We start from the raw sequence: 12,812 nt of genomic DNA, 5'->3' as shown, positions 1-12,812 counted from the left end.
TGTTGGCTTTAACGCTCGTGGTCGGTTTGACCCGCGGCTGCCCGCTGAACAACGGCCTCAAGTTCGTCCTTGGTGAGCATCTCCCGGTGGCCATGCTTGGTACGGTACGCGGACCGCCCCACCATGTGGGCCGAGACGGGTGCGGTGAGCAGCTGGAATATCCACGCCACCAACAGCACGGGCCAAACCCACCAGGTCCGCATTTGGAGACCAATAGCTGCCAGCATGAGGAACAAGCCCAGCACCTGCGGCTTGGTAGCAGCGTGCATGCGGCTCATCAAGTCAGGGAAACGCAGCAAACCGACCGCTGCGCCAAGGGACATCAGCGCTCCGACCACCAGGAACACAGCGGTCACAATATCGATGACGGCATCCACGCCGGTGGCATCAGGACTCATTGCTCTGTTCCCTCCGCTCGGCCACGAACCGGGCCACCGTCACCGAACCAATGAAGCCAATCACGGCCAGCGCCACCAACAGCATCAGGTTATTCAGGTGCCGGTTCACCGCCATGTCGATCGCAAGGGCTGCGCCGAGAATGGCCAGCAAAACGTCTGAGGCCAAAACCCGGTCCAGCAGCGAAGGACCGATCGCGATCCGCACAATGGCGCCGGCAGCAGCCAGGCTGAGAATCACGGCCGTAACTATGAGGACCACTTCCTTCACAGGGCTGCCCCTTTCACTCCGGAACCCATCTCGGCTCCCAGCGCCTGGACTTCTTCGCGGGTGCCCATGATGCGGATCAAGCCGGCTTCAATGTTCTGGACTTCCTGACGGATCTTATCGATGTCAGCCTCTTGATAAATGTTGAGCGCGTGCAGGTACAGCGTGGACGTCGAACGGTCCACTTCTACCACCAGCGAGCCTGGAATCAGCGAGATGACGTGCCCTGTTGCCGTCACCATGAGGTCGGAGTGGCTCCGCAACGGAACGGCGACGACGGCGCTGCGCACCTTTGGCCCTTTGACCACAGCCAGGTACAGCACCAGGAAGCTCGCTGCCACCACTTTGGAGAGGAACATCAGGGCAAACGGGATGGCCCGCCGAATGTTGAACCTGCCGCTGAGCTCAACCGGAGGAAGGTAGAAGAATTTTGCCACCAGCACCGCGATCAAAGCACCGAACAACAAGTTGCCCGGGCTGAAATCCCGCCACAGCGCACCCCAGACAATGACCAACCAGATGAGCAGCGGCAGCTCGGTACGGAAGGAGTTCGGTTTACGGCTCATTTGGGACCACCCGTCTGCGGCAGCGCCGGAACCTCGACTGCATCGCCCAGGACCGAATGGATGTAGGCCGATCGGTCAAGCATGATCTCCGCGGAACCATCCGCGAGGTGGAAGAGCGGCCCGGCGAACACCGTCAGCGCCACCCCGAAAACTACCAGTCCCGCCGTCGAACCGACCATGGTCCGCGGGAGCACCCCAACGTTCCCACTGGCCAACAGCACGGGATCCGGATATTCAGCATCCTCGGGCTTACGCCAGAACGCCCTGTTCCAGACCCTGGCGATGGCTAGCAGCGTCAGCAGGCTGGTGACCACGCCGCCGACCACCAAGGTGATGGCCAGTGGCGTGCCCAGTTCCACGCCGGCTTGCAGGAGGCCCAACTTGCCGAGGAAGCCTGAGAAGGGCGGTATGCCTGCCAAATTCATGGCTGGAACGAAGAACAGCAATGCCAGCAGTGGCGAGAGTTTGGCCAGGCCACCCAGCCGGTCGATCGACGAACTGCCACCCCGGCGCTCGATAAGGCCCGTCACCAGGAACAGACTGGTCTGCACGGTGATGTGGTGCGCCACGTAGAAGACCGCGGCGCCCAGGCCTGCGACGGAACTCATGGCGAGGCCAAACACCATGTACCCGATGTGGCTCACCAACGTGAAGGACAGGAGACGCTTTATGTCGCTTTGGGCCAAAGCGCCCAAGATACCCACCACCATGGTCAGTAACGCCACCACCATCAATGGGACGTTGAGGGTATCTCCCGGGAACAGCAACGTCTCGGTGCGAACCATGGCGTAAACGCCCACCTTGGTGAGCAAACCAGCGAACACCGCGGTGACGGGAGCCGGCGCTGTTGGGTACGAGTCAGGAAGCCAGAAGGACAGCGGGAACACTGCGGCCTTGATGCCGAACGCCACCAGCAACATCACATGCAGGAGATTCTGGGTCCCCTGGTCCAACTCGGCGAGCTTTATCGCCAGGTCCGCCATGGTGATGGTTCCAGTGGCACCGTAAATCATGGCGATGGCCACCAGGAACAACACGGACGACACGACGGAAACAACCACGTACGTGACGCCGGCACGAATGCGTGGCCCCGTCCCGCCCAGGGTCATCAGGACGTAGCTTGCCGTGAGCAGGATCTCGAAGCCAACGTAAAGGTTGAAAAGGTCGCCGGTGAGGAACGCGTTGGACACGCCTGCCACCAGGATCAGGTATGTGGGGTGGAAGATCGAGACCGGCGCTTCCTGGTCGCCATCAGCCATGCCCTGGCCGGTGGCGTAGATCAACACCGCGAGGCTCACCACGGTGGACACCACCAGCATCAGCGAGGAGAACTGGTCCACTACAAGGACGACGCCCCACGGAGGCAGCCAACCGCCCAGGGTTACGGACGTGGTGCCGCCGTTCCACACGGATACCAGGAGCAGGCACTCGAGCAAGAGGGTGGCGCTCAGGATGCCTATGCTCACCGCCCGCTGGGCTGAGTGGTGCCGGATCAACAGGAATGCGAGTGCTGCACCCAGGATCGGCAGGAGGACTGCTAGCGGCGACAGGCTCGCGAGATTCACGCGCTGCCTCCTTCCTGGGTGGTACTGGTGTGCGGCTTTTCCGTGGCTTCCGGATGGCTCCGGTCCGTCGTCGTGATGGGCGTTACGGCGAACTCCGAGGTTTCCAAGGGAACAATGGCGTCGTCTTCGGCGTCGAAGCTTGGAGTCTTGGCCACGCGAACGTCCTCGAGGTCGTCCTGGATCTCGTCCTGGCGGGCCAGGACCCACGTCCGGTAGATGATGCCCAGCATGAAGGCGGTCACCGCGAACGAGATCACGATGGATGTCAGGATCAGTGCCTGCGGCAAGGGATCGCTGTAAGCCTCGGGGTTTGTTTCCTTGCTGTACAAGGGCGCCAGCCCCGCGTAACCGCCGGTGCTCAGGATCAGGATGTTGGTGGCATTGGCCAGCAGCATCAATCCCAGCAGCACACGCGTCAGGCTGCGTTCAAGGATCAAGTAGATGCCGCAGGCGTACAGCACGCCCATGATGATCAGCAGGGTCAGGTTGATGCTCATGCGGTACCTTTCCCTGATGCGGCTGATTCGGCTGCCTCTTCGGCCAGCCCTGCAGCATCTTCCTCTGCCAGCGGTGAGCCTTGGCCCTCAAAATGCTCGTCGATCTCGGCACCGAGGCTGCGGAGGACATCAAGGGCCAATCCCACCACCACGATGTACACCCCAATATCGAAAATGGTGGAGGTGACGAACTTGATGTTGCCGAACACCGGAAGCCAGAACTCGATGATGGCGCTTTGAAAAACCTGCCCGCCCAGGAAGAGCGGGACCACGCCGGACGCGGCCGCCGTCGCAAGACCCGTCCCCAAAAGGGTTCCGGCACTTACTGTCGCTGCCTCGCTCAACTCGAACCGGCCACCAGCGAGGTAGCGGATGGTCAGGGCGAGTCCAGCGGTAAGGCCGCCCGCGAAGCCGCCACCGGGCAGGTTGTGTCCTGCAAGGAGAAGGTAGATGGAGAACACGATCATTGAGTGGAAGATCAGCCGGGTGACAACCTCGAAAATGATCGAACGGCGCTCGGGCGCCAAGGTGCGGCCGGCAACGAGCCAGACGTCGCGGGTCACGTCGGTGAACTTCTTCGCCACGGCCAGCGTGGCATTGGCACGGGACCCGCGTTCGACGCCGATGCGGCGCCCCACGCTGCCTTCGGGCACTGCTTCGGAGGTCTTTATCCGGTCGCCACGGCTGCGGACGAAGATCAGGCTGGCGACACCCGTGGCGGCAATGGCCAACACGGAAATCTCACCGAATGTGTCCCAGGCGCGGATGTCCACGAGGGTCACGTTGACCACGTTCAATCCCCCGCCGCCTTCATAAGCCAGGCGCGGGAAATCAAGGGAGACAGGGGTAGCCACGCGGGCACCCATGGCGTAGATCGCCACGAAGATCATAGTGATGCCGAAGGCCGCTCCGATGATCACGCGGATCACCCTGAGCCTGCCGCCGGTCCTGTCCCGTAGCTCCGCGGGCAGGCTGCGCATGGCCAGCACGAAGGCCACCAGCACGATGGTTTCCACCAGCATCTGCGTCAGGGCCAGGTCCGGTGCGCCCTGCAGTGCGAACATGAGGGCGATGCCGTAGCCCGTCACGGACACCATGAGCACGGCAAGGAAGCGCTTGTTGGCGCGGACGGCTGCCAGTGCGCCCACCACGATGCCTGCCCCGGCCACCATTTGCAACGGGGAATTGGGGTCGATGAAATAGATGCCATCCGGCAAGGGCTTGTTGGCCATGATCAGCGCGGTCGCCGGCACCGCGAAGGCGACCGTCAGGATGACAGCCAGGTAGAAGTACAGCGAACCACGCTGGGTACGGCCCGTGACCCACACCGCAACATCGTCCAAGGCGCCAATGGTGTTCTGGTAGGCGCGGTCGCCATCCACCCAGTCCGGGACCAGGCCTTGGGCGCGGGAAACGAGGTTTCGGCCGTAGAACATCGCGGCGCCAGCCGCGAACGTTATCGCTGTCAGGCCCAAAGCCGGGGTGACGCCGTGCCACAAAGCCAAGTGTCCGGCGTCGACCGCGTCCGGACCGTCGGCGAACAACGCCGCATAAGGCTGGATCCACGTGTCCACCGGAACCGGCCACAGGCCGTAGGCGATAGTGAGCAAGCTCAGGATGGCGGGGGCGGCGAGGAACGCAGGCTTGATGGGCTTGAACGGTGTGGGCTCCACACCGGGCTTCGTGGCGAACGCACCCCACATGAATCGGGCGCTGTAGGCGAAGGTGAGGATCGATCCGATCACCAGGCCGACCAGTATCCAGATGCCCCAAGCCGGCGCGTCATGGCCCGTTCCGTAGTGGACGAAAGCCTCAAAGACCGACTCTTTGGCGACGAAACCTGCCAAGGGCGGGACACCGGCCATGGACGCTGCGGCGATGGCCGCCACGACGCCCAGCGCCCGTGAAGAGCGGAAGACGCCGGAAAGCTTACGGATATCGCGCGTTCCGGACTGGTGGTCGATGATGCCCACCACCAGGAAGAGGGCCGCTTTGAACAGGCCGTGGGCCAGCAGCAGCCCCAGCCCCGCCAGCGCCGCATCGGGACGACCCAGCCCAACCACCATGATCAGGAAGCCGAGCTGGCTGACCGTTCCATAGGCGAGGATGAGCTTGATGTCGGTCTGGCGGAGGGCCCGGTACCCGCCGACAAGCATGGTGGCCAACCCGAGTCCCAGAACCACGGGCAGCCAGAATTGTGATTCGGCGAACCCAGGGGCCAAACGGGCCACAATGTAGATGCCGGCCTTCACCATCGCGGCTGCGTGGAGGTAGGCGCTCACGGGAGTGGGAGCGGCCATCGCACCGGGCAGCCAGAAATGGAACGGAACCAGCGCCGATTTGGTCACCGCACCAGACAGGACAAGCACGACGGCGGCGGCAACCGCGCCCTGCATGGGTCCAGTCATGAGCGACCCGGCTTGGTCAAGGATGGTCGAAATCCGGTACGTTCCGGCGGCCTGACCCAGGATGATGAGGCCAACCAGCATGGCAAGGCCACCTGCTGTGGTGACCATCAGGGCTTGAAGCGCCGATCGGCGGGCGGCCAGGCGGGTCCGGGCATAACCGATCAACAGGTAGGACAGGATGGTGGTGAGCTCCCAGAAAATGAAGAGCATCAGAAGGTCATCAGAGGTGACCAATCCAAACATGGCTCCCGCAAAAGCGAGCAGCTGGGCTCCGAATCCGCCAAGGTCCGGATCTTGGTTCTTGAAGTATCGTGCGCAATAGACCAGCACCAACGAACCGACACCGAGGATGAGCAAGGACATCATCCATGCCAAAGGGTCCATGCGGAACGCGAGTTCCAGTTTCAGGCTGGGAATCCACGGGAGGATCTCTTCCATGCCGCCAACGGAATATGCGGGTCCGTATTGGAAGAGCAGCCAGACGAACGCAGCCGCGGGGACGACGGCCAGGACGTAGAACGCATTCCGGCCCAATGCACGGAAGATCAAGGGCGCCACAGTTGCCGCTACAAAGGTGATGGCGAGAACTGTGAGCACTGTTTTCTCCGCAAAGTCAGGAACGAATTGTCAAAAGTTGGAGCAAGCGGTCATACGTTGGGTTCGGTTTAGCTAGTTTATCAAGGGGCACGGACAGTGATATCCACATAGGGTCTGTCATGCCAGCACCGTTCGCGTGGTCCCTATAGCATTCAAGCTATGAACGCGGCTGCAGTTCCAGAAACCCACCCAACGTCCGAGCTCGCCTCCGGTCCCGTCGCTTCAAAGAAGGGACAAATCCTGGCGTGGGCGTCCTGGGACTGGGGTTCGGCTGCCTTCAACGCCGTCATGACCACCTTCGTTTTCACCGTCTACCTGACGTCGAACGCTTTCGGCGGAGAAGACGCGGCGTCGGCGGCCTTGGGTGCAGCCTTGGCCATCGCAGGCCTCGCCATTGCCTTGCTTGCTCCCGTTACCGGCCAGCGCTCAGACGCGGGCGGTCGGCGCAAGCTGTGGCTAGGGGTCAACACTGCCGCCACAGCCGTCCTCACGGCGCTGTGTTTCTTCGTATTCCCGCGGCCGGAGTTTCTACTGTTGGGCGTCTGCTTGATTGCACTGGCCAACATCTTCTTCGAGTTCGCGGGCGTCAACTACAACGCCATGCTGGCCCAGATCTCGACGCCACGGAATATCGGCAAGGTCAGCGGCTTCGGTTGGGGCATGGGATACCTCGGCGGAATCGTGGCACTCCTGCTGGTCCTTCAGCTCTTCGTCCAGCCGTCCTTTGAGTGGTTTGGTGCCTCCACCCAGGACTCCCTCAACATCCGGCTCGTCGCGATCTTCTCGGCGCTCTGGTTTTTCATCTTCGCACTGCCGGTCATGTTCGCTGTACCCGAAGTGCCCGTAAAAAAAGCAACCGCATCGTTGGGCTTCTTCGCCTCATATAGGTTGCTCATCCGGCGTATCGGGGCCATCTACCGGACCAGCCCCCACACCATCTATTTCCTGCTCTCCAGTGCCATCTTCCGCGACGGCCTGGCCGCCGTGTTCACCTTCGGCGGCGTCATTGCCGCGGGCACCTTTGGTTTCGAGCTCAAGGAAGTGATCTTCTTTGCCATCTTCGGCAATGTTGTCGCCGCTGTGGGTGCCATCATTGGCGGCTTCCTTGATGACAAGATCGGCCCCAAGGCTGTCATCGTCCTGTCTTTGGTGGGCCTCCTGATGGCCGGTACGTTCATCCTCGTGTTGGGCAACGGGGACTACGTGTTCTTCGGCAATGAATGGCCGGGAGCCTCAACGTTCTGGGTCTTCGGCTTGCTGCTCTGCTTGTTCGTAGGCCCCGCCCAGTCGTCCTCCCGCGCGTATCTGGCACGGCTCGCACCAGCCGGAGAATCCGGTGAACTCTTCGGCCTCTACGCCACCACGGGGCGTGCCGTCAGCTTCCTGGCCCCGGCACTCTTCACCCTGTGCATCGCCATTGCTTCTCCCCTGGTCGCAGAGGGTGAGGCCCAACGCTGGGGCATCCTTGGGATCATGGTGGTACTCCTCGCTGGGCTGTTGGTGATCCTGCCGGTAAAGCCACCTGCAAAAGTGGAAATAGCCGTGGTGCCAGAGCGTTAACTACATAGGACCGGCGGAGGGCCACCCCCACACCAGACCGGTTCCCAGAGTTAGGGTGTAGCTATGAATGTGGATGAGACTGAACTCCCGGGCCTTGGGGTCCGTAAGGATTTCGTCACGGCCTCGGGCCGGCGTATTGGCGTGGTGGAACTGCGGGAGGGCGAGACCCAACTCTTCGTGTCCACGTGGGACGACCCCGACACGTGCCAGGCGACCATACCCCTGACAGCCGATGAAGCAGCCGCCCTGGGCAACCTCCTCGGTGGCCAGCACATAGCCATGCGTCTGGCGGAAGCGCACCGCGAGGTTCCCGGCATCGTCACGCGGCAGTTCTCCATCACCCCGGACTCGCCCTTCGTCAACCAGCCCATGGGCAAAGCCCAGGTTCGTACCCGCAGCGGCGTTTCCATCGTCGCGATCATGCGCGAAGGCGAGGTCGTACCCTCGCCTGCGCCCGACGTCGTACTCCACACCGGTGACTTACTGGTAGCAGTCGGCACGCAGGAAGGTCTTGACTCAGCAGCCGACATCCTGCGTAACGGCTAACCCGGATGGATCCGCTTGCATTAGCCCTCGTTGAACTGGGGGCCGTCGTCTTCTGCCTCGGCCTCCTGGCTCGGTTAGCGGGTCGAATTGGCATGTCGCCCATTCCGCTCTACCTTGTGGGCGGTTTGGCCTTCGGTGCCGGCGGATTCGTCAAGCTGGACGGCATGCACGAGTTTTCGCACCTCTCCGGCGAAATCGGCGTCATACTGCTCCTGCTTATGCTCGGACTGGAATACACAGCATCAGAGCTCGTAACCGGGCTGAGGCGCTCATGGCAGGCGGGCGTACTGGACTTCATCCTGAACTTCATTCCAGGAGCCGGTATAGCCGTCCTCCTGGGGTGGGGCCTGGTGGGCGCCATCGTCATGGGCGGCGTCACCTACATCTCGTCGTCAGGGATTGCCGCAAAAGTCATCACCGACCTGGGCCGCATTGGTAACCGCGAGACGCCCGTCGTGCTGTCCATCCTGGTGTTCGAAGACCTCGCCATGGCCATCTACCTCCCCATCCTCACCGCGATTCTCGCCGGTGTTGGTTTCCTCGGCGGCCTTCAGACCGTGGGCATCGCCCTGGCCGTGGTCACGGTGGTGCTGGTGATCGCCCTCAAGCACGGCCACCGGGTGTCCCAAGCGATCCACAGCGAAAACTCCGAAGTCTTCCTGCTGAACTTGCTGGGGCTCGCCCTGTTGGTGGCTGGCATAGCCTCGGCATTGCAGGTATCGGCTGCTGTGGGTGCCTTCATGTTGGGCATCGCGATCTCCGGGGCCACCGCGCATAACGCCACACGGATCCTGGAACCCTTGCGTGACCTGTTTGCGGCAATCTTTTTCGTGGCATTCGGGCTGAACACAGATCCCACGTCCATCCCGCCTGTGCTCGGGTGGGCCCTCGTGTTGGCCGTCCTGACCACCCTCACCAAAATGCTCACGGGATTCTGGGCTGCGAAACGTGCCGGCATCGCAGTGCCTGGACGTTTCCGCGCCGGGGCAGCCCTGATCGCCCGCGGCGAGTTTTCGATCGTCATCGCAGGCCTCGCCGTCACGTCCGGAGCCGTCCCCGACGAACTCGCCGCACTCGCCACGGCCTACGTCCTCATCATGGCCATCCTCGGCCCGCTGGCAGCACGGTTCGTCGAACCCGTGGTCAAGGTCTTCCGCAAAACCCCCGGAGCCCCACCCCGGCGCCCCGAGCGCGCTCCCGCCTAAACTGGTAAGTCCTGTCCGCGGTAGGACTTACCCCCTCGACGCCAAGAACTAAGAAGAACTAAATAGACGTCCGGTGGAAGTTCTGGTGGCTGCGGCTGGCGGTAGGGCCGCGCTGGCCCTGGTAGCGGTTGCCGTATTCGCCGGAGCCGTAGGGGTGCTCGGCCGACGACGTGAGGCGGAAGAAGCAGAGCTGGCCGATCTTCATGCCCGGCCACAGCTTGATGGGGAGGGTGGCAACGTTCGACAGTTCCAATGTCACGTGCCCGGAAAACCCGGGGTCGATGAAGCCGGCGGTGGAGTGCGTCAGCAGCCCGAGGCGCCCCAGTGACGACTTTCCTTCGAGGCGCGCGGCGATGTCGTCCGCGAGGCTGACCGTTTCGTAGGTGGAACCCAGCACGAACTCACCGGGGTGAAGGATGAAAGGTTCGTCGCCTTCGACCTCTACGAGCCGCGTGAGTTCCGGCTGTTCTTCGGCGGGGTCGATGTGGGCGTATTTGTGGTTGTCGAAGAGCCGGAAGAACCGGTCAATCCGGACGTCCACGGAAGACGGCTGGACCATCGCGGGGTCGTACGGTTCAAGAACAATCCGTTGGGAGTCTATTTCGGCACGAATATCGCGGTCAGAGATCAGCACAGCATCAAAAATACCCCATGCGCCAAATACCCGATGCATTGTCCGGCCCGCCCCATGGGACTATAGTTCCCGGACATGTAGAACCGCGCCCGTACCTGGGGGCATCGAGCATTCGCGGGGTAATTGTGAAAAAACTGGCAGCGCCTGCCGCTATCGTGCTGGCCGGAGCGCTGGCCCTGTGCGTGGCTGCTTCCAGTCAGCTCCTTCCGGCCACGCAGACGGTCCCTGACGGCACCGCTTCTTCAGCGGGTGTCCTGTCGCGGCTGAACGCACCGGAAGCGACCACGACGGCGGACCCGGCACCGCTCGCTGACCCTGGCCCTTCCGAAGCGGCTCCAGTAGCCGGCAGCGCCGAGGACCCCGCCAGCATTCCGGCTCCGGAACCGGCTACCGGCGACGGGCCGGTAGCGATAGATCCAATGTTCGAGACGCCACCGCCGGTGCCGAACATCGGACCGTCGTGGGGACCTGACAACCCCAGTGTCCCGGATACCGGGATCACCGGTCCCCCAGCCACGGAGGCTGAGCCTGCACCCCGCGACACCACATCCGCCGTTACACCCGATCCCGCGCCAACGGCTCCCGCGATCGGACCGGTTCCACAGCAGACGCCGAGCATAACGCCGTCGGCGGCAACAACGCCAAGCCCCGCGCCGTCGGTCCCTACCCAGACGCCGACCCCAGCGCCGTCCGCGGCAACAACGCCGTCCGCGCCGCCGCAGACGCCAAGCCCCGCGCCGTCGATGGTAACCCCAGCCCCGAATCCGACATCACCCGCGACAACCACAACCCCCTTCCCTGGCAAAGCACCCAGCGAGGCAACCGGTCCCGACAATGGAGCATTGGCGCTCCTCCCTGACAGCAATGCGGCCGCGATCCTGACGGTGTTCAACGCGATCAACAGCTACCGCGCGTCCCTCGGCTTGGCACCGGTGAAGTACCACGCAACCGTGGCAAGCCTGGCCCAGGAGTGGTCCAACAACATCGCGACCCGCGAAGTGATCCAGCACCGTCCCAATTTCTGGACCGACCCCCGGGCACTCAACCCGAACAACGGCGCGGGTGAAGTCATCGCAGTCCGCTGGGACCGTGACGCCGCGCAGCTTGTGGAGTGGTGGAAGCAGTCACCGGGCCACGATGCCCTCCTCCGGGATCCGCGGTTCAACGTGATGGGCATTGGCATCACGTACACGGACGGCAACTGGCAGACCACGCCGAACCGTTACACGATTTGGGGTGTGGTGAACTTCTTTGGCTACACCACCCTCCCGGCGGGGACCACCACACGGCCCGGGGGAACGGTCACCCCGCCCACCGATCCGGTGGCTGTGTGCGAACCGGACAACAAATACCAACCGCCTACGGTCAACCTGAGCGCGGCATCCATCAGCAGCGCTGCCGACCTCGTGTCCGTGGGGCCGGACGGAACGGTGTACTCGTATCCGTCGCGAGGGAATGCCAAGTATGGCGCTGTCAAGAAGATCGGCGTCGGCTTTACGGGGCTCAAGGAGCTGTTCGTTTCTGACTGGGACCGCGACGGCGTTTTCGATCTCATAGCGCAAAGGACTGACGGCGCACTACTGGTCTATCCGGGAAGGGCCAGCGGCGGCTTCGGCTCCCCGGGCGTCCTTGGCCAGGGATGGCAGTCCCTGAATCTTGCCATTGGTAACTGGTGTGCCAACAACCGCCTGCCGCAAATTGTCGCCATGGATGCTTCGGGTGGCTTGTGGTTGTACAGGAACGCAGGCCTGACGTTCATCCGTTCACAGGCGGCGATCGGCACAGGAAACAAGGCCGTACGGCTCAGCATGGTGGATTACAACGCAGACGGATTGCAGGACCTGTTGACCGTTGAGCCCAACGGATACCTTCGCCTTTACCGCGGCAGCGGCCTGGGCACCCCCAAACAAGAAGCCAGGCCGGTGGTAGGCGCGGCGTGGACTGACTACTCCGCATTGCGTGCCCTGCAAGGAGTCAATGGACCAGGCACCACAGGCGTTGCCGGGTTGGGCACCAACGGTGTCCTGGAGTATTGGGACCTCACCTCAGGCAAGCTCACCACGCCTGTGACAGTAGGCGGCGGCTGGGCCGGCTTCAGGCTGGCCCAGTAAGGCTCAGGCCACGGACCGCGATTCCATCACGCTCTTCAACTGCTCCAACTGCGCCACTTCCTGCTCCATGCTTTTCTGAATCATGGGGTTCATCAGCTTCTGCAGCCCCTTAGGGTGGTACTCCAGGGCGAACCGCAGGCGTGTGCTCTGGCCTTCGGTGCTGAGGTAGTAACCACCGGTTGGCCGGGCCGGTCCGGCCACGACGGCAAAGCGCACTTCCGCACCTGGCCGAGCCTCGGTGATCTGGAAGTCGGCCGCTACGGGGCGGCCGCCCGGGCCAATGATTGTCTGCTGGTACAGGGCGCCTTTTTGACCACGGTTGCCGGATCGGAGGGAAATGCTACGGATCCCTGAACGCCACAGTGAGTTGTTCATTCCGTCCATCAAGAAGGCATAAATGGTCATGGCGTCCCGGTGAATCACCACTTCATGGTCGGCGAATGCCATGGAAACCTCTTTC

Annotated in this window: 13 protein-coding genes; 4 read left to right on the top strand and 9 right to left on the bottom strand. The window is 62.8% G+C overall.

What is annotated here, in order from left to right; genetic code table 11:
* Nucleotides 1–8: 8 nt before the first annotated feature.
* From mnhG to J2Y68_RS12245, 6 genes are read right to left on the bottom strand one after another with little or no spacing between them, the layout of a single operon-like run.
* On the bottom strand, nt 9–398 hold the full coding sequence (gene mnhG, locus J2Y68_RS12270) for a monovalent cation/H(+) antiporter subunit G (RefSeq protein WP_211713618.1): 390 nt from the start codon (nt 396–398) through the stop codon (nt 9–11).
* The gene (locus tag J2Y68_RS12265) at nt 388–666 is read right to left on the bottom strand and encodes an MrpF/PhaF family protein (RefSeq protein WP_309993796.1); all 279 of its coding nucleotides are present in this window, start codon (nt 664–666) and stop codon (nt 388–390) included. Before J2Y68_RS12265 ends, mnhG begins: the two co-directional genes overlap by 11 nt.
* Complete coding sequence (locus tag J2Y68_RS12260; protein WP_309993794.1) at nt 663–1,229, bottom strand: Na+/H+ antiporter subunit E; 567 nt, start codon at nt 1,227–1,229, stop codon at nt 663–665. Before J2Y68_RS12260 ends, J2Y68_RS12265 begins: the two co-directional genes overlap by 4 nt.
* Complete coding sequence (locus tag J2Y68_RS12255) at nt 1,226–2,794, bottom strand: Na+/H+ antiporter subunit D (protein WP_211713615.1); 1,569 nt, start codon at nt 2,792–2,794, stop codon at nt 1,226–1,228. Before J2Y68_RS12255 ends, J2Y68_RS12260 begins: the two co-directional genes overlap by 4 nt.
* Nucleotides 2,791–3,291, bottom strand: coding sequence for a Na(+)/H(+) antiporter subunit C (locus tag J2Y68_RS12250; protein WP_309993792.1), 501 nt, complete (start codon nt 3,289–3,291; stop codon nt 2,791–2,793). Before J2Y68_RS12250 ends, J2Y68_RS12255 begins: the two co-directional genes overlap by 4 nt.
* Nucleotides 3,288–6,296 carry a Na+/H+ antiporter subunit A gene (locus J2Y68_RS12245; protein WP_309993791.1) on the bottom strand — a complete coding sequence of 1,003 codons (3,009 nt, stop codon included), beginning with the start codon at nt 6,294–6,296 and terminating at the stop codon, nt 3,288–3,290. The genes J2Y68_RS12250 and J2Y68_RS12245 overlap by 4 nt, the downstream gene beginning before the upstream one ends.
* 159 nt (nt 6,297–6,455) lie before the next feature.
* Between J2Y68_RS12245 and J2Y68_RS12240 the strand changes: the two genes are divergently transcribed.
* The 3 genes from J2Y68_RS12240 to J2Y68_RS12230 all read left to right on the top strand — a co-directional run bounded on the left by J2Y68_RS12240 (nt 6,456) and on the right by J2Y68_RS12230 (nt 9,607).
* The gene (locus J2Y68_RS12240) at nt 6,456–7,856 is read left to right on the top strand and encodes an MFS transporter (RefSeq protein WP_309993789.1); all 1,401 of its coding nucleotides are present in this window, start codon (nt 6,456–6,458) and stop codon (nt 7,854–7,856) included.
* A 63-nt stretch (nt 7,857–7,919) separates the two neighbouring features.
* Complete coding sequence (locus J2Y68_RS12235; protein ID WP_211713611.1) at nt 7,920–8,402, top strand: cation:proton antiporter regulatory subunit; 483 nt, start codon at nt 7,920–7,922, stop codon at nt 8,400–8,402.
* Between the two features lie 5 nt (nt 8,403–8,407).
* A complete protein-coding gene (locus tag J2Y68_RS12230) occupies nt 8,408–9,607 on the top strand; it encodes a cation:proton antiporter (RefSeq protein ID WP_211713610.1) in 1,200 nt (399 codons plus the stop codon).
* A 58-nt stretch (nt 9,608–9,665) separates the two neighbouring features.
* Here J2Y68_RS12230 and dcd read toward each other — a convergent pair whose 3' ends face one another.
* Entirely contained in the window at nt 9,666–10,241 is a 576-nt protein-coding gene (dcd, locus tag J2Y68_RS12225) for a dCTP deaminase (protein ID WP_011776299.1), read from the bottom strand.
* 196 nt (nt 10,242–10,437) lie between these two features.
* Nucleotides 10,438–11,028, bottom strand: coding sequence for a hypothetical protein (locus J2Y68_RS12220; RefSeq protein ID WP_309993786.1), 591 nt, complete (start codon nt 11,026–11,028; stop codon nt 10,438–10,440).
* Between the two features lie 55 nt (nt 11,029–11,083).
* Between J2Y68_RS12220 and J2Y68_RS12215 the strand changes: the two genes are divergently transcribed.
* Entirely contained in the window at nt 11,084–12,352 is a 1,269-nt protein-coding gene (locus tag J2Y68_RS12215; protein ID WP_309993784.1) for a CAP domain-containing protein, read from the top strand.
* A 3-nt stretch (nt 12,353–12,355) separates the two neighbouring features.
* On the opposite strand, the gene J2Y68_RS12210 is transcribed toward J2Y68_RS12215, so the two are convergent.
* Entirely contained in the window at nt 12,356–12,799 is a 444-nt protein-coding gene (locus J2Y68_RS12210; protein WP_309993783.1) for an SRPBCC family protein, read from the bottom strand.
* Nucleotides 12,800–12,812 lie beyond the last annotated feature (13 nt).

Origin of the sequence: Paenarthrobacter nitroguajacolicus, assembly GCF_031455195.1 — a bacterium.
GTDB lineage: Bacteria > Actinomycetota > Actinomycetes > Actinomycetales > Micrococcaceae > Arthrobacter > Arthrobacter nitroguajacolicus_D.
The sequence above is the reverse complement of the archived record's forward strand: the minus strand, read 5'-3'. Positions and strand labels throughout refer to the sequence as shown.